This is a genomic window from Agrococcus sp. HG114 (genome assembly GCF_024723325.1).
Taxonomy (GTDB): Bacteria; Actinomycetota; Actinomycetes; order Actinomycetales; family Microbacteriaceae; genus Agrococcus.
In genome coordinates, this window is sequence record NZ_JANQCH010000029.1 from 1 (window position 1) to 20915 (window position 20915).

Below are 20915 nucleotides of genomic sequence, written 5' to 3' on the forward strand. Positions count from 1 at the left end.
CGGCTGCCCTCGGTCGAGCTGCTGCCGCGCGGCCGCGCGAAGCGGCGGCGGCCCGGCGCCGCGGGCGAGTAGCCCGCGCGCCCGGTCGCCGCCGCAGCTCAGCTGGCGAACCGCGTCGTCAGCACGACGGCACGTGGTCCCACGACGTCGGCGACAGCTGGCGGAGGCTCACCACCGTGGCATCGCCCTGGCCCAGGTAGTCCTGCGTGCCGACCGCGTAGTACGGGTTGTACGGGTTCGAGCCGTAGCTCACGGCGCGGTCGGCGAGCTCGTGCTCCTGGTTCGTGGCCGTCACGCAGCTGGTCGGCTCGGGCGTCGGCGTCGGCGTCGGCGTCGGCTCGGGCGTCGGCGTCGGCGTCGGCTCGGGCGTCGGCGTCGGCGTCGGCTCGGGCGTCGGCGTGGGCGTCGGCTCGGGGGTCGGCGTCGGCTGCGTCGGGTCGACGCGGCGATTGTTGGCGAAGAAGAACTCCGTCACGTACGCGGGGTAGTCGATGCTGTTGGTCGAGATGTACCGGCCGCCCGGGCCGCCGCCCGCCGGCCAGTTGTGCCCGAGGCCGCTGTTCTGGATCACCGAGACGCGGGGCCCCTGCGCATCGGAGTAGAGCGTGCCGCTGCCGGCGCGGTTGCTGCCCGCGAGGTCGGCGAGCGAGAACGTCGAGGTGGTCTCGGCGCCGTAGATGCCCGCCATGATCTCGCCGTTCAGCGTGTTGTAGCCGGGCGTGACCGTCGTGTCGTCGCTGCCGTAGACGATCGAGGTGAGCTGCGTGGCGAAGGCGCCGGCGGCGCTGCCCGCGAAGCTCCGGCACGTCGACGCCCCCTGCGACTCGCTCACCGCGACGTAGCCGATCTGGCCGGAGGTCGTGCCGACGGTCGGACCGGCGTTGATGCCGATGCCCGCGAAGACGTCGGGGGCGAGGCAGCCCATGACCATCGTCTCGCCGCCGCCTGACGACAGCCCCGAGAGGTACACCTGGTCGGGGTCGATGCCGAGGGCGGCGCGGCCGGTGAGCGTGCTCACGAGGCCGAGCAGGTTGTCGTCGTGCCGGCTCGGCTGCGTGCGCGAGTGGTTGCTGTCGTAGTAGTCCCAGCAGCCGACCAGCACGCCCCCGTTCGGCGCGGCGGGGAGCGCGACCACCATGCCGTGCTCCTCGGCGGTCTGCACCCAGTTCGCGCCGCCGCGGAGGTCGGTCGCGGTCTGCACGCAGCCGTGCAGGCTCACCATGAGCGCGCGGCCGGCGGCGAGCGCCGGGGCGCTGCTCGGGACGTAGAGGTGGACGCTCATGCCGGCGATCGTCTCGGTGCTCCAGCTGCCCGCGGTCGTGGCCGTCGACGTCGCGCTCTCGCTGCTGCAGCCAGGCAGGTGCTCGAAGCCCGCGGGGCAGCTGAGCGCCTGCGCGGTGGGGGCGACCCCGAGCAGGCCGCTCGCCGTCGCGACGACGGCGGCGGCCAGGGCGGCGAGCGGGGCGAGGGTGCGGGGGATGCGTGCGGGTCTGCTCATGAGCGGTCTCCTGACTCCTCGTCGCGTCCCGAGCGCCATCGACCGGGATCCGCAGACGAGGTGCGCGGCACGCTACCTGACGAGCGGTTCAGGTTGCAGGAGCTCTCCACAGGCCGGCGAGCCCGGCGAAGGACGAGCGGCGCCGCCGCGCTCAGGACCCGGAGGCGGCGCCCTTCGCCGCGCGCTTCGCGGCCTGCTTCGTCGCGCGCACCTCGGCGAGCGACGCGGCATCGGTGATGTCGGCGACCGAGCGCTTCGCGCCCTCCTCGCCGTAGGGCGCCGACGCATCCACCCACCCCGCGCCGTCGAAGCCCACGCGCTTCCCGAGCAGCGCGAGGAAGATGCGCGCCTTCTGCTCGCCGAAGCCGGGCAGGTCGCGCAAGCGCCGCAGCACCTCGCGCCCGTCGGGGTCGCCCTGCCTCCAGATCGCGCCCGCGTCGCCGCCCCACTCGTCGGCGACGACGGCGGCGAGCTGCTGCACGCGCTTCGCCATCGAGCCCGGGAACCGGTGCACCGCGGGCTTCTCGGCGAACGCCTGCTGGAACGCCTCGGGATCCATGCGCGCGATGGCGGATGCGTCGAGGCCGCCGAGGCGGTCGCGCAGCTTCGCGGGCCCCGCGAAGGCGGTCTCCATCGGCACCTGCTGGTCGAGCAGCATGCCCACGAGGAGCGCGAAGTCGTCGTCGGAGAGCAGGCGGTCGGCGTCGGCGTCGCCGGTGATGTGCAGGTCGCGCGTCATGGCTCCAGCCTGGCACGGGGCCACCGCGGCCGCGCGTCCGATCCCGGACAGGCCGCGTCCCCGCCTGGTCACGACAAGCGGGGACGCGGTGGTCGGCGGTCGCCGGTCGATCGGTCGATCCGCGGCTGCCTGACACCAGTGAAGCCCTTCCGCAGCGATTTCGCAACACTGTTTGCAAATCTTGACGCCACCTTCAGCGCCGCCCCAGGCACGGCCGCCGCACGCCATCCGCGGCGGTCAGCGTGCTCCGACGCATCCCTGGGAGGATGGGCCGCATGCAGATGAAGCGCAGCAACCCCTGGGCGTGGTGGGCGTTCTGGATCGGCCTCCTCGGCCTCGTCCTCATGCCGATCCCGCTGTTCGTCGGCCTCATCCTCGGCGGCGGGCTCGCCGCGGTCGCCGCGATCCTCGCCGTCATCGCGCTCTTCAAGTCGCGGCACGCGGGCGGCCGCGGCATCGCTCCCGCGGTGCTCGCGGGCGTCTTCGTGCTGCTCACCTACGGCGGCATCTCGATCGGCGGCGGCGTCATCTGGTGAGCTGACGCGCCGCGCCCAGCCGCGCCGAGGCGGGCAGTGCGAGGATCGGCGCATGGCACGCCAGCCGTCGACCACCCTGCTCATCCTCGGAGCCTCCGGCGACCTCACGAGCCGCCTGCTGCTGCCGGGCATCGCGACCCTCCTGCGCGCGGACCCGTCCCGCCGCGTGCAGGTCGTCGGCGCCGACCTGCGCGCGCTCGAGGAGCGCGACTGGCACGACCGCGTGCGCACCGCGCTGCAGCTCGACGGCGTGGTCGGGGCAGGCGCGAAGCACGTGCTCGCCTCGACGCGCTACGTCTCGGCCGACGCGACCGATCCCGAGGCGCTGCGCGCGCTGCTCGGCGGGATCGAGTGCGAGCGGCTCGTCATCTACTTCGCGCTCCCGCCGCACGTGACCGAGCGCGTGTGCGAGACCCTCGAGGCCGTGGGGGCACCAGGGGGGACGATCCTCGCGATCGAGAAGCCCTTCGGCGACAGCCTCGAGTCGGCGCGCCGGCTCAATGCGCTCGTCACCCGGATCGTGCCCGAGGAGCGCGTGTTCCGCATCGACCACTTCCTCGGCCTGCACACGGTGCTGAACCTCATCGGGCTCCGCTTCGCGAACCGCCTGCTCGAGCCCGTGTGGGATCGCGACGGGATCGAGCGCGTCGAGATCCTGTACGACGAGACCGTCACGCTCGAGGGCCGGGCCGGCTACTACGACCGCAACGGCGCGCTCCGCGACATGATCCAGTCGCACCTGCTGCAGATCATGGCGATGCTCGCGATGGAGCCGATCGCGAGCGTCGACGAGCGCGACCTGCGCGACGCGATCGGCCAGGTGCTCCGCGCCGCGAGCGTCGTCGACCCGGCCGCCCACTCGCGTCGCGCCCGCTACACGGCCGGCAGCGTCGAAGGGCGGGAGGTGCCCGACTACACCGCCGAGGAGGGCGTCGACGCGAGCCTCGGCACCGAGACGCTCGCCGAGGTGCAGGTCGAGATCGCCAACCCTCGCTGGGCGGGCGTGCCGTTCCTGCTGCGCTCGGGCAAGTCGCTCGGGGCGGTGCGCAAGCGTGCCATCGTGCACTGGCGCGCGCCGGCGCACGTGCCCCGCGGGCTGAGCGGCCGCGACACCGCCGACCGGCTCGTCATCGACTTCAAGCCCGACGGCTTCGAGCTGCACCTGACGACGAACGGCAAGGGCGATCCGTTCGCGCTCGAGCAGACCGTGCTGCGCGGCGAGCTCGGCGGCGGGGCCCTCCTGCCCTACGGCGAGGTGCTGAGCGCGATCCTCGACGCCGACCCGCGGCTCGCGGTGCGCGGCGACGCCGCCGAGGAGTGCTGGCGCATCGTCGAGCCCGTGCTCGCCGCGTGGCGGGCGGATGCGGTGCCCATGGAGGAGTACGCGGCGGGCTCGCGCGGCCCCGAGGGCTGGGCGACGCGCTGACGCGAGCTCGCGCAGGGCGCTCGTCGCGCGCTGGAGCGGACCGCCCGCGGCCAATACCCTGGAGGCATGCCCCGTCCCGGCGAGCTCGTGCCCCCGTCGGCGCCGGGCGACCCGCGCTTCGACGACGACGGCGACCCGACCCGCGAGGAGTCGCTCGCCCGCGTCCTGGGCGGCGGCCGGGCGGCGATCGAGGGGAGCATCCCGCCGATCGCGTTCCTCGCCGCATGGCTCGTGACGCGAGGAGACCTGCCGGCGTCGGTCGTCTGGTCGCTCGTCGCGAGCGCGGGCGTGCTCGCGCTCGCGCTCGTGCAGCGCCGCCGTCCGCGCGCCGTGCTCGTCGGGATGCTCATGACGGTGCTCGCGGCCATGATCGCGCACTCCACCGGCGAGGCCCGCAACTTCTTCCTCGTCCAGCTGCTCTCGAACGCGGCGAGCGCGCTCGCCTGGATCGTCTCGATCGTCGTCGGCTGGCCGCTCCTCGGCGTCATCGTCGGGGCCGTCATCGGCACGCGGACGCGCTGGCGGCACGATCCCGTGCTGCTGCGCGCCTACCAGCGCGCGTCGTGGGTCTGGGTGCTCCAGTACGTGATCCGCGTCGTCGTCTTCTCGGTCCTGTGGTGGCTCGACGAGACGACGTGGCTCGCGATCATGCGCGCGGCCCTCACCTACCCGCTCATCATCGCGTGCATCGCGGTCTCGGGCTGGGTGCTGCTCGCCTCGATCCCGAAGTGGCACCCGGGCATCCGGAAGCCCATCCCGCGCACCGTCGCCTGACCGCGGCAGACGGCTGACGCGCCGAGCCGGTCACCGTTGCGCCGGGCCGTCGCGCGGCGTACAGTCGCCGTCAGATGAGCGGTGCGGACCGACCAGGCGCCTTCACCATCACTTGCGAGAGAGCAAGCGCCCCTGTGCCAGTCCGCACCGCTTCCTCATGCGGCCGCACGCGAGTAGCGTGCCCGCCATGCGCGACCTCGAGGTTCCGGATGCGGTGCGCGAGCGGGTGCGCGAGGCCATGCAGGCGACCGATCGGGCCGCGTTCCTCCCCCGCGTCGTGCGGCACCTCGCGGGCGTCGACCGGCCCGTCGGCATCGGCTGGGACGCGACGAACTCGCAGCCCTCGACCGTCGCCCGCATGCTCGAGCTGCTCGACGCGCGACCGGGCCACCGCGTGCTCGACGTCGGGGCCGGATCGGGCTGGACGACCGCGATCCTCGCGGAGCTGGGCGCCGAGACGACGGGGGTCGAGCTCGTGCCGGAGCTCGTCGCGTTCGCGAACGCGAACCTCGCCGAGCACGGGAGCCCCGCACGCGTGCGGCGGGCGACCCCGGGCGTGCTCGGGCTCCCCGACGATGGGCCGTGGGACCGCATCCTCGTCTCGGCCGACTTCGGGCGCATGCCCGACGCGCTCGTCGCGCAGCTCGCGGAGCGAGGCCGCATGGTCGCGCCGGTCGCCGGGCTCATGCTCGTCGTCGACGTGCACCGCGGGGTGCCGCGCGTGCGCCAGGACGGCGGGCGCTACGCGTTCGTGCCGCTGATCGGGTGAGCGCGCGACGCCCTCCGCCCGGGACACGCGAGCGGCAGGGCAGCGGCCCATGCCCGCCCCCGTAGGGTGGCGGGACCGACCCGAGGAGGCAGCGTGGGCCCAAGCGACCAGGAGCTCGCCGAGCGGCTCGCCCGCACGCGAGCGCGCATGCAGCGCTCGGGGCTCGACGGCCTCGTGGTGGTCGACCCCGCCAACCTGCACTACCTGACCGGCTACGACGCGTGGTCGTTCTACATGCCGCAGCTGCTGTTCGTGCCGCTCACGGGCGAGCCGCTGCTCATCATGCGCGCGATGGACGCCGGCGGCGCGCACCGCACCGCACGAACGCCGCGCGAGCGCATCCTCGGCTACCCGGAGTCGCTCGTGCACCAGCGCGACGCGCACCCGTTCGACTGGGCGGCCGAGCAGCTGCGCGAGCACGGCTTCGCGCAGCGCGGCCGCATCGGCTACGAGCCCGAGGCGCACTTCCTCACCGTGCGCTCCTTCCACGCGCTCGAGCGGGGGCTGCCCGAGTGGCAGCTCGTCGACGCGCACGACCTCGTGAACTGGGTGCGGCTCGTGAAGAGCCCGTACGAGCTCGAGCTCATGCGCGGCGCGGGGCGCATCGCGTCCGCCGCGATGCGCGCGGGCATCGACGCGCTCGCCGGCGGCGGCCGGCTCAACGACGTCGCCGCGGCGATCCAGTTCGCGCAGGCGACGGGCGTCGAGGGCGCCGAGGGCGACTACCCGGCGATCGTGCCGATGCTGCCGACGGGCGAGTCGGCCGACACCCCGCACCTCACGTTCAGCGCGCGCCGGCCGATCCGCGGCGAGGCCGTCTCGATCGAGCTCGCCGGCACCCACCGCCGCTACCACGCCCCGCTCGCCCGCACCGTCTCCCTCGGCGCGCCCGACCCCCGGCTCGCGGGCCTCGCCGACATCGCGGCGGAGGGCCTGCAATCGGTGCTCGACGGCCTGCGGCCGGGCCGCGTCGTCGCCGACGTGCACGGCATCTGGCGGGAGCACCTCGCCCGCCACGCGATCGAGAAGCCGTCGCGCCTCGGCTACTCGATCGGCATCGGCTACCCGCCCGACTGGGGCGAGCGCACCGTCTCGATCCGCGAGGACGACCTCACCGTCATCGAGCCGGGCATGTGCCTGCACATCATCGCCGGCATGTGGATGGACGGGTACGGCTGCGAGCTGAGCGAATCGGTCGCGGTGACGGCCGACGGCGCCGAGCTGCTCACCGACGCGCCGCGCGAGCTCATCGTGCGGGAGGCGCCGTGACGGCGGTCGGGACGGAGGTCGACCGCGCCCTCGCGCTCGTGGACGAGGCGACGGTCGTCGCCGACGCCTCCGCGCTCATCCTCGCCGCGAGCGAGAACCCCGGCGGCACCGAGCTCGTCGCCGTGCGCGTGCTCGAGGCGATCGCCTCCCGGCTCGGCGGCCGCAGCCGCCGCACGCTCGTCGCCCCCGATCGGCCGAACGTCGCGATCCGCTTCGGCCCCGATCCGAGCGACGAGCGCCCGGGCGTGCTCGTGCTCGGCCACTCCGACGTCGTGCCCGCGGGCTCCGGCTGGAGCGCCGACCCCTTCAACCCGCGCGTCGACGACGGCTGGCTCACCGGCCGCGGCGCCGCCGACATGAAGGGCGGGCTCGCGGCCGCGCTGCAGGCCATGGCCGCGGTGCACCGCGTGCGGCCCGAGCTGCCGCTCGAGCTGCTCGTGACCGTCGACGAGGAGGACCTCGCGACGGGCATCCTCGCCCACCTCGACGAGCCGCCCGCCGCGTACCGCGCGTGCGTCGTCGCCGAGCCGACCGACCTCGCCGTCGTGATCGCGTGCCGCGGCGCCGCGAACCTCGAGGTCGAGGTGCGCGGCCGGGCGGCCCACGCCGGGCGCCCGGAGGACGGCGCGAGCGCGATCACGAGCGCGGCGCGCATCGCGACGTGGATCGCCGACGACCACGCACGGATGCGCCGTGGCGCGTCGGGGCTGCTCGGCTCGGGGACGTGGAGCGTCGGCCGCATCGAGGGCGGGCACGGGACGTCGATCGTGCCCGACCGCTGCACGCTCCTCGTCGACCGCCGGCTCATGCCGGGCGAGACGGGCGAGCAGGCGCGCCGCGAGCTCGAGGCGGGGATCGCCCGCGCGATCTCCGACGACGGCTGCCGCGCGAGCGCCGCCCTCCTCATGGAGATGCCGGGCTTCGAGACCGACCCCGCGCATCCGCTCGTCACCGCCGCCGTCTCGGCGCTCGCAGCCGAGGGCCGGGAGCCGGCCGTCGAGGCGTGGACCGCCGCGTGCGAGGGCGGCTTCATCGCCCGCCACCACGGGTGCCCCACGATCATCCTCGGCCCGGGCGACATCACCGGCCAGGCCCACCAGCCCGACGAGCGGGTGCGCATCGCCGACCTCGGCACCGCCGCCCGCGCGTACGCGCGGCTGCTGCTCGAGCTGCAGCCCTGAAGCCCCCGCCCGACCACCGACCGCACCCTGCACGACCACCCAGCACGACCCACCGCCGACCGGGTCCCGAGCCCGGCACCGAACGGAAGGACACGGCCATGACCGAGCAGACCGCATCCGCGCAGCCCCCGCGCGAGCCCGCGCCCATCACGCGCGAGCTCGACCTCTCCCCCATCCAGCGCAAGACCGTCAGGAAGTCGGTCATGGGCGCGATGGCGGGCAACGCGATCGAGTGGTTCGACTACGGCATCTACGGCTACCTCGCCGTGCACCTGTCGCAGCAGATCTTCGGCGGCTCGGAGGACGCGATCCTGTGGACGCTGTTCGGCTTCGCCGTCTCGTTCCTCATCCGCCCCATCGGCGGGGCCGTGCTCGGGCCGCTCGGCGACCGCATCGGCCGCCAGAAGGTGCTCGTCTTCACGATCCTGATGATCTCGATCGCGACCGCGGCGATCGGCGTGCTGCCGACGTTCGACATGGTCGGCTGGCTCGCGCCCGTGCTGCTGTTCCTGCTGCGCATCATCCAGGGCTTCTCGGCGGGCGGTGAGTACGCCGGCGCCGCGGTCTACATGGCCGAGCACGCGCCCGACGACCGGCGCGGCTTCTGGGGCTCGTTCCTCGAGTTCGGCACGCTCCTCGGCTTCTCGATGGCCGCGATCCTCGTCACGGGCCTCGAGCTGCTCGTCGGCCCGGAGGGCATGGCGGATGGCTGGTGGCGCCTGCCGTTCCTCCTCACGCTGCCGCTCGGCATCGTCGCGCTCCTCATGCGCGCCCGGCTCCACGACTCCGATACCTTCACGGAGGCCAAGGAGCTCGACACGCGCTCGAGCGCGTGGGAGACGCTGCGCGACGTCGTCACGAAGCAGCCGAAGCAGCTGCTGAAGATCATGGGCCTGACCGTGCTCATCAACACGGCGTTCTACCTCGTGCTCACCTACATGCCGACGTTCCTCACGACGTCCCTCGACATGGGCGCGACCCAGGCCGGGCTCATGCTCGTCGCGGTGCAGCTCGTGATGATGGTCGTGATCATCCCGATGGGCGCGCTCACCGACCGCGTGGGCCGGCGTCCGGTGCTGCTGACCGCGGCTGCCGGCTTCACGCTCTTCTCGATCCCGGCCATCCTGCTGCTGCAGACGGGCGACGTCGTGCTGCAGGTGCTGGGCCTGGCGATCTTCGGCCTCTTCCTCGTGATGCTGCTGTGCAACATCTCGGCGACGCTGCCGGCGCTCTTCCCGACGACCGTGCGCTACGCGGGCTTCGCGCTCGGCTACAACGTGGCCACGTCGCTCCTCGGCGGCCCCGCGGGCCTCATCAACGAGTGGCTCATCGGCGAGACCGGCTCGACGCTCGTGCCCGGCTTCTACATGACGATCGCGGGCATCATCGGCCTCGTCGCGATCCTCACGTTCAACGAGACGGCCGGGCGAAGCCTCCGCGGCGACATCGTGCCGGGCGACGACGACGTCGATCGCCTCGCGATCGGCGAGGACCTCATCGGCAAGGTCAACGACCCCGGCCACGAGCTCGTCGACGGCCGGCTGCCGGAGCGCCGCGAGCCGGGCCGGTGACCCGCGAGCCTGGGAGTCGGCCCATATCGGCGCGCACCGCGTCCGCGTAGCGTCGAGCGCATGCGAGCACTCACCTGGCAGGGCAAGCGCAAGGTCTCGGTCGAGGAGGTACCCGACCCGGTCGTCGAGCAGCCGACCGACGCGGTCATCCGCATCACCTCGACCGCGATCTGCGGCTCCGACCTCCACCTCTACGAGCTCTTCGCGCCGTTCCTCAAGAAGGGCGACGTCCTCGGCCACGAGCCGATGGGCATCGTCGAGGAGGTCGGCTCGGCGGTGTCGCGGCTGCAGGTCGGCGACCGGGTCGTCATCCCCTTCGTGATCGCGTGCGGCGACTGCTTCATGTGCGCGAAGGGGCTCACGACCCAGTGCGAGACGACGCAGAACCGCCACTCCGGCACCGGCGCGTCCCTCTACGGCTACACGTCGCTCTACGGCTCCGTGCCGGGCGGGCAGGCCGAGCGGCTGCGCGTGCCCTACGCCGACTTCAACGCGACGAAGGTGGGCACGGAGCTCGCCGACGACCGCTACCTGTTCCTGAGCGACATCCTCCCGACGGCGTGGCAGGGCGTGGCGTATGCAGGGCTCGAGCCGGGCGACACGCTCGGCGTCATGGGGCTCGGCCCCGTCGGGCAGTTCGTCGCCCGCATCGGCCGCCACCTCGGGCACCGCGTGATCGCGGTCGAGCCGGTGCCGGAGCGCCGGGCGATGGCCGAGCGGTACGGCGTCGAGACGCTCGACATGGCGGATGCGACGGATGCGCTCCGGGACCTCACGGACGGCCGCGGCCCGGACGCGATCGTCGACGCGGTCGGCATGGAGGCGCACGGTGCGCCCGGCGCGGCGACCGCGCAGCAGCTCGTCGGCGCGCTGCCGGACCTGCTGGCGAGGCCGATGATGCGGCACGCGGGCCTCGACCGGCTCTCGGCGCTCCACACCGCGTTCGACGCGGTGCGGCGCGGCGGCACCGTGTCGCTCTCGGGCGTGTACGTCGGCTCTGCCGATCCCACGCCGATGATGACCCTGTTCGACAAGCAGATCACGCTGCGGATGGGCCAGTGCAACGTGCAGTCGTGGCGCGACGAGCTCATGCCGCTCGTCGAGGACCCGACCGACCCGCTCGGCACCGGCGACCTCACGACGCACCTCGTGCCGCTCGAGGAGGCGCCCGAGTACTACGAGACGTTCCAGAAGAAGGAGGACGGCTGCATCAAGGTCGTGCTGCAGCCGTAGGCCGATACGGTGGACTCGCGGGGACACCGCGAGGAGGCCTCCGTGCACCGATGGCGAAGGACCCGGGTGCCGCTGCCCGATGGCGCGAGCATGCCGATGGTCGTCCTCGGCGACGGCACGCCGGTCGTGTACCTGCCGGGCGCCGGGGACGGGCTCTCGACGGTGTACGACGCTGCTCCCGGCATCGCGTGGACCTTCCGGGCGCGCTCGCACCGCCACCGCATGCATGTGCTCAGCCGGCGCGAGCCCATCCCGGAGGGCCACGGCGTCGCCGGGCACGCGCGCGACGTGATCGCGGCCATCGAGCGCCTGGGCATCGGTCCCGTCGTGCTCGAGTGCAACTCGGCCGGCGGGCCGGTGGGGCAGCTCGTCGCCGCGCGGCGGCCGGACCTGGTGCGCGCGCTCGTGCTGGCTTCGACCGGCCACCGCGTCGACGGCGCCGCTGCCGAGCGCATCGAGCGCTGGCTCGAGATGGTGCGCGGGCGGCGCTGGGCGGAGTTCGCCTGGGACACCGCGCAGGTCACCTACCGTTGGCCGGGCCGCTTCGCGTGGGCGCGCTGGATGGTCGCTCCGCCGCTCGGCTCGCTCTCGCGGCCGCGCGACCCGGACCGCATCGAGCGGATCCTGTCCGAGCTGCTCGGGATCGATCACACGCAGGAGCTCGGCGGGATCCGCTGCCCGACGCTCGTGTTCGCGGGAGCGCTCGACCCGCTGTTCCCTCCCGAGGTCCAGCGCGAGATGGCCGCCCTCATCCCGCGCGCGCGGCTCGTCCTCGCGCCGGGTCTCCTGCACGGCGCCGACCTCGAGAGCCGCGAGTACGCTCCGGCGGTCGACGACCTGATCGCCGCGATCGCGCGCTGACGGCGAATGGAAGAGGCCCCGGGGTGGAGCCCGGGGCCTTTCCGTGCGCGAGGGGGGACTTGAACCCCCACGTCCGTACGGACACTGGCACCTGAAGCCAGCGCGTCTGCCAATTCCGCCACTCGCGCGACGCCCAGGGCAGCCCGGGCAACCACACGAGAATATCAGGTTCCGGGGCGCGGCGGGTACGCTGTCGGCGGCGACGAAGGGCGGTGGACCAGGCAGTGGGATTCCTCGATGCGATCGAGCGCGGTCTCGAGAAGGCCGTCAACGGCGCCTTCGCGAAGACGTTCCGGGCGGGCGTCGAGCCCGTCGAGATCGCGAGCGCGCTCAAGCGCGAGCTCGACACGAGCGCCTCGGTCGTCTCGCGCGACCGCATCCTCGTGCCGAACCGGCTGACCGTGCGGCTCGCGCCCGCCGACTTCCAGCGGCTGCGCCGCCTCGGCGACGCGCTGCTCGACGAGCTCACCTCGACGGTGCAGGCGCACGCGAGGCAGTCGGGCTACTCGTTCGCGGGGCCCATCGACCTCGGGCTCGAGCCCGACGAGGCGATGTCGACCGGGATGCTCGAGGTCGGCTCCGACACCGAGGCCGGCGAGGTGGTGTGGACGGCCGTCGTCGACATCAAGGGCAAGCGGCACCCGCTGCGCAAGGGCCGCACGGTCATCGGCCGCGGCTCGGACGCCGACATCACGGTCGACGACGCGGGCGCCTCCCGCAAGCACGCCGAGATCATCTGGGACGGCACGCGCGCGCAGGTGAGCGACCTCGGCTCCACGAACGGCACGACGCTCAACGGGCGCGCGCTCAAGACCGCCCTGCTCGAGCCCGACTCGATCATCGACATCGGCGCGACGCGCATCGTCTATCGCGTGCTCGCCCAGCCGAAGGAGCGCCGCGCGTGAGCGAGCTCACCCTCATCATCATCAGGATCGGCTTCCTCGCCCTCCTGTGGCTGTTCATCTTCATCGTGCTCTACTCGCTGCGCAGCGACCTCTTCGGTCCGCGGCTCACGCCCCTCCAGCGCGTCGCGGTGCAGAGCCAGCGCTCGCGCGAGGAGGCGTCGGCGAGCACGACGGCGCCCGCGCCGGCGGCGGCGACCCGCGCCGACGCGCCGACGACCGTCACCGAGCGCCCGACGCCGAGCCCCGCATCCGCGCTCGCGCGCCGCATCGTCGTCACGAGCGGGCCGCGCGCCGGCACCGAGCTCGACCTGCCCGAGACGGGCCTCACGATCGGCCGCTCGAGCGGCGCGGGGCTCCAGATCAAGGACGACTACACCTCCAGCTCGCACGCGAAGATCGTGCGGTGGCGCGACCAGTGGGTCGTGCAGGACCTCGGCTCGACCAACGGCACGTACGTCGACGGCAAGCGCATCACCGAGAGCACGCCCGTGCGGGTGGGCAGCTCGGTGCGCATCGGCACGACCACGTTCGAGCTGAGGCGCTGAGCTTGACCGCACAGCTCGCCGCGGCGATCAGCCATGTCGGTCGCATCCGCACCGAGAACCAGGACTCCGGCTACACCGGCAGGTTCCTGAGCTTCGTCGCCGACGGCATGGGCGGCCACGCGGGCGGCGACGTCGCGAGCGCGATCGTCACGCGCAAGGCGCGCGAGGCGGATGTGGAGCACGAGTCGGCCGAGGCTGCCGCGCAGGCGCTCGCCGACGCGCTGCGCGCCGGCAACGAGGCGCTGCAGCAGGCGATGGTCGAGCACCCCGAGCTCTCCGGCATGGGGACGACCGCGTCGGGCATCATCCGCGTCGGCGACCGGGTGGGGATCGCGCACATCGGCGACAGCCGCATCTACCGCTACCGGGTGGGCGCGCTCGAGCAGCTCTCGACCGACCACACGTTCGTGCAGAGGCTCGTCGACGCGGGCCGCATCACGCGCGAGGAGGCCGAGCACCACCCGCGGCGCAACGTCGTCATGCGCGTGCTCGGCAACGTCGAGACGAACCCCGAGATCGACACGATGGTCGAGGACACGCTGCCCGGCGACCGCTGGCTCGTGTGCTCCGACGGCCTGTCGTCCTACGTCGACGAGGAGCGCATCCGCTCGATCCTCGAGCAGGGGCTCGACACCCCCTCGACCGTGCAGCGCCTCGTGAACGAGTCGCTCTCGCGCGGCGCGCCCGACAACGTCACGGTCGTCCTGGTCGACATCGACGACCGGCGCCCGTCGTCGGTCGAGCCGACGACCGTGGGCTCCGCGGCCGCGCCCATCAGCTACGAGGCGGTCGAGCCCGAGCGCACCTCCGTGAGCCTCTCGCAGCTGCTCCTGCACCCGCGGCAGGCGCGCATGCAGCCGGCGTTCGAGCACTTCGAGCCCGAGAGCGAGGAGTTCCTGCAGGAGCTGCTCGCCGAGCAGCGCCGCCTGCGCCGCAACCGCCGGATCAGCTGGGGCATCGGCGCGGTGCTCGCGATCGCGCTCGTCGCGACGCTGAGCGCGCTGTTCTACGGCTGGACGCAGGACCGCTACTTCGTCGGCGTGAACGAGGCGGGCAACGTCGCGATCTACCAGGGCATCCAGCAGCAGATCGGCCCGATCGTGCTCGCGACCGAGGTCGAGGAGACCGGGATCGCGTTCGACGAGCTCTCCCCCTTCAACCAGCGCAACGTCGAGCAGACCCTCTCGGCAGACTCGCTCGCCGCCGCGCAGGCCATCGTCGAGCGACTGGAGCGATCGCCATGACCGACCGCACCGCACCCAGCGCCCTCCAGACCGGCATCGTGCAGCTGCGCGACGTGACCGAGGCCATCAAGGTGCGCATCCGCAACCCCGCGAAGCTGCGCAACCTCGAGCTGTTCCTGCTCGTGATCGCCTGGGTCATCGCCGGCGGCGCGCTCGTGCTCGTGCAGCTCGGCGCGCTCCAGCGCGTCGACCTCCTCCCGCTGCAGCTCGCCGGGGGCCTCGGCGTGCTCACGCTCGCCCTGCACATCGCGCTGCGCGTCGTCGCGCGCGAGGCCGACGCGATCATCCTCCCGGTCGTGACGGTGCTCAACGGGCTCGGCATCGCCATGATCTACCGCATCGACATCGCCGAGGGCGCAGCCGGCTGGGACGCCGCGTCCATGCGGCAGATCGCGTGGACGGGCATCGCGCTCGTCGTCGCGATCGCCGCGATCGTCCTCGTGCGCAACCACCGCGTGCTCGCGCGCTACCGGTTCCTCGCGATGGCGGTCGCGATCGTGCTGCTCGTGCTGCCGCTCATCCCCGGGATCGGCCGCACGATCAACGGCGCGACCGTCTGGATCGGCGTCGGCGACCTGCTCTCGCTCCAGCCCGGCGAGCTCGCGAAGATCGCGCTCGCGATCTTCTTCGCCGGCTACCTCATGACCGCGCGCGACTCGCTGTCGGTCGTCGGCCGCAAGGTGCTCGGCATCCGCTTCCCGCGCGTGCGCGACCTCGGGCCCATCCTGCTCGTGTGGGCGATGTGCCTGCTCGTGCTCGTCTTCCAGCGCGACCTCGGCACCTCGATGCTCTACTTCGGGCTCTTCCTCGTGATGATCTACGTCGCGACCGGGCGCCGCTCGTGGATGGTCATCGGCGTCGGGCTCGTCGCGCTCGGCGGCGTCGCCGCGTACTTCGCGCTCGGGTACGTGCAGCGCCGCATCCACGCCTGGATCCACGCGTTCGACCCCGCCGTCTACGAGGCGCAGGGCGGCTCGTTCCAGATCGTGCAGGGCGTGTTCGGCATGGCGCACGGCGGACTGCTCGGCACGGGCCTCGGGCTCGGGCGCCCCGACATCACGCCCTACGCCAACAGCGACTACATCATCCCCTCGCTCGGCGAGGAGCTCGGCCTCATGGGCATCTTCGCGATCCTCGCGCTGTACCTCATCCTCGTCTCCCGCGGCATCCGCATCGGCTTCCAGGGGCCGGACGACTTCACGAAGCTGCTGGGCGTGGGCCTCGCCTTCACGATCGGCCTGCAGGTGTTCATCGTCGTCGGCGGCGTGACGCGGCTCATCCCGCTCACGGGCCTCACGACGCCGTTCCTCGCGGCCGGCGGCTCGTCGCTGCTGGCGAACTGGCTCATCGTGGCGCTGCTGCTGCGGCTGAGCGACTCCGTGCGAGGAAGGGGGATGGCATGACGGGCAACGAGCGCGAGCAGAGCATGCGGCGGCCGATCCGCCGGGTGAGCTCGCTCCTGGTGGTGATGTTCCTCGGCCTGTTCGCGTCGTCGACGATGATCCAGGCGGTGCAGGCCGACGCGCTGCACACCGACGCGCGCAACACGCGCACGCTGCTCGACTCGTTCTCGGTCGAGCGCGGCTCGATCGTCGTCGACGGCGTGCCGATCGCGCAGTCGGTGCCGTCCGACGACGAGTACGAGTGGCAGCGGCAGTACCCGCTCGGCCCGCTCTACGCCTCGGTGACCGGCTACAACACCCTCGGGCAGGGCAACACCGGCATCGAGGGCGCCATGAACGAGGAGCTCACGGGCACCGCGAACAGCCAGTTCCTCGAGCAGATCATCTCGACCATCACCGGCCAGGATCCCTCGGGCGCCTCGGTCGAGCTCACGATCGACGGCGACGCGCAGCAGGCGGCGGCGGATGCGCTGGGCGACCGGGAGGGCGCGGTCGTCGCGCTCGACCCCGAGACGGGCGAGGTGCTCGCGATGCACTCGAGCCCCACGTTCGACCCGAACGCGTTCGCGTCGCACGACACGGCCGCCGTGCAGGAGGTCTACTCGCAGCTGCTCGAGGACCCGGGGGATCCGCTCGTCAACCGCGCGATCGCCGGCGACCTGTACTTCCCCGGCTCCGTGTTCAAGATCGTGACGGCGGCGGCGGCGCTCGAGTCCGGTCGGTACACGCTGCAGTCCGAGTTCGACAACCCGGCCGAGCTGCAGCTGCCGCAGTCGAGCGCCGTCGTGCGCAACGCCTCGCGGGGCCCGTGCGGGCCGGGCGAGACCGTCACGCTCGAGACCGCGATCGTGCTCTCGTGCAACATCCCCTTCGCCCAGCTCGCGCAGCAGCTGGGCCAGGAGCCGATGCAGCAGCAGACGGCGGACTTCGGGTTCGGCGAGCCGCTCTCGATCCCGCTCGAGGTCACGCCGAGCACCTACCCGGCGCAGCTCGACGAGCCGAGCCTCATGCTCACCGGGTTCGGCCAGTACGACGTGCGCGTGACGCCGCTGCAGATGGCCATGGTGTCGGCGGCGGTCGCGAACGACGGCACGATGATGCGACCGCAGATGGTCGACCGCGTGCTCGCGCCCAACCTCGACGTGCTCGACGACCCGCAGCCCGAGATCCTCGGCAACCCCATCTCCGCCGAGACGGCGGTCGCGCTCCGCGGCGCGATGGAGCTCGGCGTGGCCGAGGGCCTCGCGACGAACGCCGCGATCCCGGGCGTCACGGTGGGCGGCAAGACGGGCACCGCGGAGACCGGGGAGCGCGGCGAGCCGTTCAACCTGTGGTTCACGGGCTACGGGGAGCTGGGCGATCGGAGCGTGGCAGTCGCGGTCGTGGTCGTGCCTAGTGAGAACATCGTCGGTGATACTTCAAACGTGATCGCCGCACCTATCGGGAGAGCAGTGATCGAGGCGGTGCTGAACTCATGAGACCATCCAGCGGACTCACCTTCGGTGGGCGATACCAGCTGACCAGCCGGATCGCCATCGGCGGCATGGGCGAGGTCTGGCAGGCGACCGACCAGGTCATCGGCCGCACCGTCGCGCTCAAGATCCTCAAGGACGAGTACATGGGCGATCCCGGGTTCCTCGAGCGCTTCCGCGCCGAGGCCCGGCACGCGGCGCTCGTGAACCACGAGGGCATCGCGAACGTCTTCGACTACGGCGAGGAGGAGGGCAGCGCGTTCCTCGTCATGGAGCTCGTGCCGGGCGAGCCGCTCAGCGCGATCCTCGACCGCGACCGCACCCTCTCGGCCGACAAGGTGCTCGACATCGTCGCCCAGACCTCCGCCGCGCTGCACGCCGCGCACCAGGCGGGCCTCGTGCACCGCGACATCAAGCCGGGCAACCTCCTCATCACGCCCGAGGGCCGGGTGAAGATCACCGACTTCGGCATCGCGCGCATCGCCGACCAGGTGCCGCTCACCGCGACCGGCCAGGTGATGGGCACGGTGCAGTACCTCTCCCCCGAGCAGGCGTCGGGGCAGCAGGCGGCCCCGTCGACCGACATCTACTCGCTCGGCATCGTCGCCTACGAGGCGCTCGCCGGCCGCCGGCCGTTCACGGGCGAGTCGCAGGTCGCGATCGCGATGGCGCACATCAACGACGCGCCGCCGGACCTGCCGGGCACGGTGCCGGAGCCGGTGCGCAACCTCGTGCTCTCGTGCATCGCGAAGACGCCCGCCGACCGCCCCACCTCGGCGGCCCACCTCTCGCGCGCAGCGACGATGCTGCGCCGCGGCGACATCGCGGGCGCGGCGGCGATCGTGCCGGGCATCGCCTCGACCGACTCGTTCGCGACGATCGACTCGCCGACCCAGGCGGCCACGCGGGTCATCACGACGCAGTCGAGCCCGGCGACCGCAGCGCTGCCCGTGACCCGCTCGACCACGCCCGTGCGCGAGCGCGACCGGCGGAACCCGTGGATCTGGCCGGTCGTGATCCTCGCGATCCTGCTCGTCGCGGCCGGGGTCGCGATCGCGCTCATGCTGCTGAACCAGCAGCGGCCCGATCCCGCGGCCTCGACGCCCGCGTCGGCGAGCCAGTCGGCGCAGCTCGTCGACATCGCGCTCGAGGACTTCGAGGGGATGACCGAGGCCGAGTTCCGCGACGCGATCGAGGAGCTGGGGCTCGTGCCGAGCGTCGAGACCGGCCGGCCCGCGACCGCCGCGGACGACGTCGCGCGCATCTACGCGGTCGCGCCGACGGGCCCGGTGCCGCAGGGCTCGACCGTCGTCGGGACCATCCACGGCCCCGTCGCCGCGATCGAGGACCCGACGAGCGCGCCCCGCATGGGCGGCGGCGAGGACCCGGCGGCCCTCGAGACCGGCACGCCGTACACGGTCGTGTGGGATGCGGCGACGTGCCCGGCCGACTACTCGGTCGCCGGCTACGAGGCGACGATCCTCTGGGCGAACGGCGAGCAGGAGACGCTCGAGCTCAACAACCCGCAGCTCAACATCACCGAGATGCCGTCGGGCGACAACGAGGTGTTCTACGCGTACCGATGCGCGCCGGCCGAGGGCGAGGCGCTCACGAGCGGCCCCTCGCCGTCGCTCACGATGACGGCGTCGGCGCCCGAGGAGTCGCCGACGCCCGAGCCCACGCAGCCGACCCAGCCGACGCCGCAGCCCACGCCGTCCGTGACGCTCCCGGTGCAGCCGCCGGCAGGTCCGTGACGGCCGCGGCGGGGGACGATCACGGGGCCTGACGTAGAATCGACCGATCCCCGTGCGAACGGGCCGATCGGCGCACCGCACGCCCGAGGAGAGGAGCCGCGATGACCGACAGCATCATCGCGTCGCTGCGGACCCTCGGCGACCGGTACGAGATCGGCGAGCTCATCGGCCAGGGCGGCATGGCCGAGGTGCACCTCGCGCGCGACACCCGGCTCGACCGCCAGGTGGCGGTCAAGCTGCTCAAGCCCGAGCTCTCGCTCGACCCGGAGTTCCGCACGCGCTTCCGGCAGGAGGCGCAGTCGGCCGCGCGCATGTCGCATCCCACCGTCGTGCGCGTGTTCGACGCGGGCGAGGAGCCGGCGACGGACTCGAGCGGGCAGCCCGCCGCGGTGCCGTACATCGTCATGGAGTACGTGGACGGCCGGATGGTGAAGGACATCATCGCGGAGGGCCCGCTGCCCGAGTCGGAGGCGGTGCGCATCACGAAGGGCATCCTCACGGCCCTCGAGTACTCCCACCGCGCGGGCATCGTGCACCGCGACATCAAGCCGGGCAACGTCATGGTCACGCCCGGCGGCCAGATCAAGGTCATGGACTTCGGCATCGCCCGCGCGGTGAGCGAGACGAGCGCGAACGTCGCGCAGACCGGCACGATCCTGGGCACAGCCCAGTACTTCTCCCCCGAGCAGGCGCGCGGCGAGGCGGTCGACGCCCGCACCGACCTCTACTCGACGGGCGTCATCCTCTTCGAGCTGCTGACGGGCCGCGCGCCCTTCGAGTCCGACACCCCCGTGGGCGTCGCCTACCAGCACGTCGCCGAGGAGCCGCCGCTCCCCTCGTCGATCACGCCCGGCATCACGCCCGCGATGGACTCGATCGTCGGGAAGGCGCTCGAGAAGAAGCGCGACGACCGCTTCCAGTCCGCGACCGAGTTCAAGCAGGCGCTCGACGACGCGATCGCGGGCGTGCTGCAGCCGTTCGAGAAGACCGAGACGGCCCCGCTCGACATCGGTGCCGCGACCGCGATGTTCGCCGCGCTCGCCGTCGAGGAGCCCGAGCCGGACGCCGAGGCCGTCGCCGCGCGCCGCGACCGTCGACCGCCGGTCGCGTGGCTCTGGGGCGCGGCGGCCCTCATCGCGGTGCTCGTCGTCGTCGTGGTCGCATGGGCCTCCAACTTCTTCAACCTGCCGATCGCCGGACTCTCCGCCACCGTGCCCGCGGTCGCGGGGCTCACCGAGGACGAGGCGGTCGCCGCGGTCGAGGAGGCCGGCCTCGAGCCCGAGGTGCGGCGCATGATCGACGAGGCGGATGCGGGCACGGTCCTGCGCTCGGAGCCCGACTCGGGCGTGCGGCTCGCTCCCGGCAGTCCCGTGACGGTCGTGGTCTCGAACGGACCGCCGCCCGTGCCGCTCATCAGCGTCGCGAACCTCACGGAGGCCCAGGCGCGACAGGCGCTCGAGGCGGCCGGCTACGTCGTCGGCGAGGTGACGCGCGCGACGTCCCCGACCGTCGAGATCGACCGCGTCATCAACACCGAGCCGAGCGCCGGCACCGACCTCTCGCGCGGCGAGACGGTGAGCATCGTGCTCTCGAACGGCCTCGTCACCGTCCCGAGCGTCGTCGGCCAGTCGCTGACGAGCGCCCAGACGCAGCTCGAGTCGCTGAGCCTCACCGTGCGCCGCGCGACCACCTCCGCGTGCACCGTCGCGAACGAGGTCACCGCGCAGTCGATCCC

General features: G+C 73.0%; 18 protein-coding genes and 1 tRNA gene. 16 read left to right on the plus strand and 3 right to left on the minus strand.

Annotated features, from left to right (window positions below):
• Positions 1–118 precede the first annotated feature (118 nt).
• Together NWP09_RS04860 and NWP09_RS04865 are read right to left on the minus strand one after the other, a co-directional pair.
• Positions 119–1498, minus strand: coding sequence for a PHB depolymerase family esterase (locus NWP09_RS04860; RefSeq protein WP_258274412.1), 1380 nt, complete (start codon positions 1496–1498; stop codon positions 119–121).
• 151 nt (positions 1499–1649) lie between these two features.
• The gene (locus NWP09_RS04865; protein ID WP_258274413.1) at positions 1650–2237 is read right to left on the minus strand and encodes an HhH-GPD-type base excision DNA repair protein; all 588 of its coding nucleotides are present in this window, start codon (positions 2235–2237) and stop codon (positions 1650–1652) included.
• A gap of 275 nt (positions 2238–2512) precedes the next feature.
• Here NWP09_RS04865 and NWP09_RS04870 point away from each other — a divergent pair, with 275 nt between their 5' ends.
• From NWP09_RS04870 to NWP09_RS04910, 9 genes are all read left to right on the plus strand, one after another.
• Entirely contained in the window at positions 2513–2773 is a 261-nt protein-coding gene (locus NWP09_RS04870; protein ID WP_258274414.1) for a hypothetical protein, read from the plus strand.
• A gap of 52 nt (positions 2774–2825) precedes the next feature.
• Entirely contained in the window at positions 2826–4199 is a 1374-nt protein-coding gene (locus NWP09_RS04875) for a glucose-6-phosphate dehydrogenase (RefSeq protein ID WP_258274415.1), read from the plus strand.
• A gap of 66 nt (positions 4200–4265) precedes the next feature.
• On the plus strand, positions 4266–4973 hold the full coding sequence (locus tag NWP09_RS04880; protein ID WP_258274416.1) for a DUF3159 domain-containing protein: 708 nt from the start codon (positions 4266–4268) through the stop codon (positions 4971–4973).
• A 187-nt stretch (positions 4974–5160) separates the two neighbouring features.
• On the plus strand, positions 5161–5742 hold the full coding sequence (locus NWP09_RS04885) for a protein-L-isoaspartate O-methyltransferase (RefSeq protein ID WP_258274417.1): 582 nt from the start codon (positions 5161–5163) through the stop codon (positions 5740–5742).
• A 93-nt stretch (positions 5743–5835) separates the two neighbouring features.
• Positions 5836–7011, plus strand: a complete 1176-nt coding sequence (locus NWP09_RS04890) for a M24 family metallopeptidase (RefSeq protein ID WP_258274418.1) — start codon at positions 5836–5838, stop codon at positions 7009–7011.
• Entirely contained in the window at positions 7008–8192 is a 1185-nt protein-coding gene (locus tag NWP09_RS04895) for a M20 family metallopeptidase (RefSeq protein ID WP_258274419.1), read from the plus strand. The genes NWP09_RS04890 and NWP09_RS04895 overlap by 4 nt, the downstream gene beginning before the upstream one ends.
• 98 nt (positions 8193–8290) lie before the next feature.
• Positions 8291–9763, plus strand: a complete 1473-nt coding sequence (locus tag NWP09_RS04900) for an MFS transporter (protein ID WP_258274420.1) — start codon at positions 8291–8293, stop codon at positions 9761–9763.
• Between the two features lie 60 nt (positions 9764–9823).
• Positions 9824–10996 carry a zinc-dependent alcohol dehydrogenase gene (locus tag NWP09_RS04905; RefSeq protein WP_258274421.1) on the plus strand — a complete coding sequence of 391 codons (1173 nt, stop codon included), beginning with the start codon at positions 9824–9826 and terminating at the stop codon, positions 10994–10996.
• Positions 10997–11038: 42 nt separating this feature from the next.
• A complete protein-coding gene (locus tag NWP09_RS04910; RefSeq protein ID WP_258274422.1) occupies positions 11039–11857 on the plus strand; it encodes an alpha/beta fold hydrolase in 819 nt (272 codons plus the stop codon).
• Between the two features lie 44 nt (positions 11858–11901).
• Here NWP09_RS04910 and NWP09_RS04915 read toward each other — a convergent pair.
• Positions 11902–11985 (minus strand) — tRNA-Leu (locus tag NWP09_RS04915).
• Between the two features lie 96 nt (positions 11986–12081).
• Between NWP09_RS04915 and NWP09_RS04920 the strand changes: the two genes are divergently transcribed.
• From NWP09_RS04920 to pknB, 7 genes are all read left to right on the plus strand, one after another.
• Positions 12082–12762: a DUF3662 and FHA domain-containing protein gene (locus tag NWP09_RS04920; protein WP_258274429.1), complete on the plus strand. Its 681-nt coding sequence runs from the start codon at positions 12082–12084 to the stop codon at positions 12760–12762.
• The gene (locus tag NWP09_RS04925; RefSeq protein ID WP_258274423.1) at positions 12759–13307 is read left to right on the plus strand and encodes an FHA domain-containing protein; all 549 of its coding nucleotides are present in this window, start codon (positions 12759–12761) and stop codon (positions 13305–13307) included. The genes NWP09_RS04920 and NWP09_RS04925 overlap by 4 nt, the downstream gene beginning before the upstream one ends.
• A gap of 2 nt (positions 13308–13309) precedes the next feature.
• Positions 13310–14551, plus strand: coding sequence for a PP2C family serine/threonine-protein phosphatase (locus NWP09_RS04930; RefSeq protein ID WP_258274424.1), 1242 nt, complete (start codon positions 13310–13312; stop codon positions 14549–14551).
• Positions 14548–15954, plus strand: a complete 1407-nt coding sequence (locus tag NWP09_RS04935; protein WP_258274425.1) for an FtsW/RodA/SpoVE family cell cycle protein — start codon at positions 14548–14550, stop codon at positions 15952–15954. Before NWP09_RS04930 ends, NWP09_RS04935 begins: the two co-directional genes overlap by 4 nt.
• Complete coding sequence (locus NWP09_RS04940; RefSeq protein ID WP_258274426.1) at positions 15951–17432, plus strand: penicillin-binding protein 2; 1482 nt, start codon at positions 15951–15953, stop codon at positions 17430–17432. The genes NWP09_RS04935 and NWP09_RS04940 overlap by 4 nt, the downstream gene beginning before the upstream one ends.
• Positions 17429–19180: a protein kinase gene (locus NWP09_RS04945; protein ID WP_258274427.1), complete on the plus strand. Its 1752-nt coding sequence runs from the start codon at positions 17429–17431 to the stop codon at positions 19178–19180. Before NWP09_RS04940 ends, NWP09_RS04945 begins: the two co-directional genes overlap by 4 nt.
• Positions 19181–19281: 101 nt before the next feature.
• Positions 19282–20915, plus strand: a 1634-nt coding sequence (gene pknB, locus NWP09_RS04950; protein WP_258274428.1) for a Stk1 family PASTA domain-containing Ser/Thr kinase, incomplete at its 3' end; no start/stop codon positions are given.

Excerpts from the sequence above, each read along its gene's own strand:
- NWP09_RS04935 (WP_258274425.1), top strand. The coding sequence starts at position 14,548 with ATGACCGACCGCACCGCACCCAGCGCCCTCCAGACCGGCATCGTGCAG.
- NWP09_RS04905 (WP_258274421.1), top strand. The coding sequence starts at position 9,824 with ATGCGAGCACTCACCTGGCAGGGCAAGCGCAAGGTCTCGGTCGAGGAG.
- NWP09_RS04870 (WP_258274414.1), top strand. The coding sequence starts at position 2,513 with ATGCAGATGAAGCGCAGCAACCCCTGGGCGTGGTGGGCGTTCTGGATC.
- NWP09_RS04860 (WP_258274412.1), bottom strand. The coding sequence starts at position 1,498 with ATGAGCAGACCCGCACGCATCCCCCGCACCCTCGCCCCGCTCGCCGCC.
- NWP09_RS04865 (WP_258274413.1), bottom strand. The coding sequence starts at position 2,237 with ATGACGCGCGACCTGCACATCACCGGCGACGCCGACGCCGACCGCCTG.
- NWP09_RS04885 (WP_258274417.1), top strand. The coding sequence starts at position 5,161 with ATGCGCGACCTCGAGGTTCCGGATGCGGTGCGCGAGCGGGTGCGCGAG.
- NWP09_RS04880 (WP_258274416.1), top strand. The coding sequence starts at position 4,266 with ATGCCCCGTCCCGGCGAGCTCGTGCCCCCGTCGGCGCCGGGCGACCCG.
- NWP09_RS04875 (WP_258274415.1), top strand. The coding sequence starts at position 2,826 with ATGGCACGCCAGCCGTCGACCACCCTGCTCATCCTCGGAGCCTCCGGC.
- NWP09_RS04940 (WP_258274426.1), top strand. The coding sequence starts at position 15,951 with ATGACGGGCAACGAGCGCGAGCAGAGCATGCGGCGGCCGATCCGCCGG.
- NWP09_RS04945 (WP_258274427.1), top strand. The coding sequence starts at position 17,429 with ATGAGACCATCCAGCGGACTCACCTTCGGTGGGCGATACCAGCTGACC.
- NWP09_RS04900 (WP_258274420.1), top strand. The coding sequence starts at position 8,291 with ATGACCGAGCAGACCGCATCCGCGCAGCCCCCGCGCGAGCCCGCGCCC.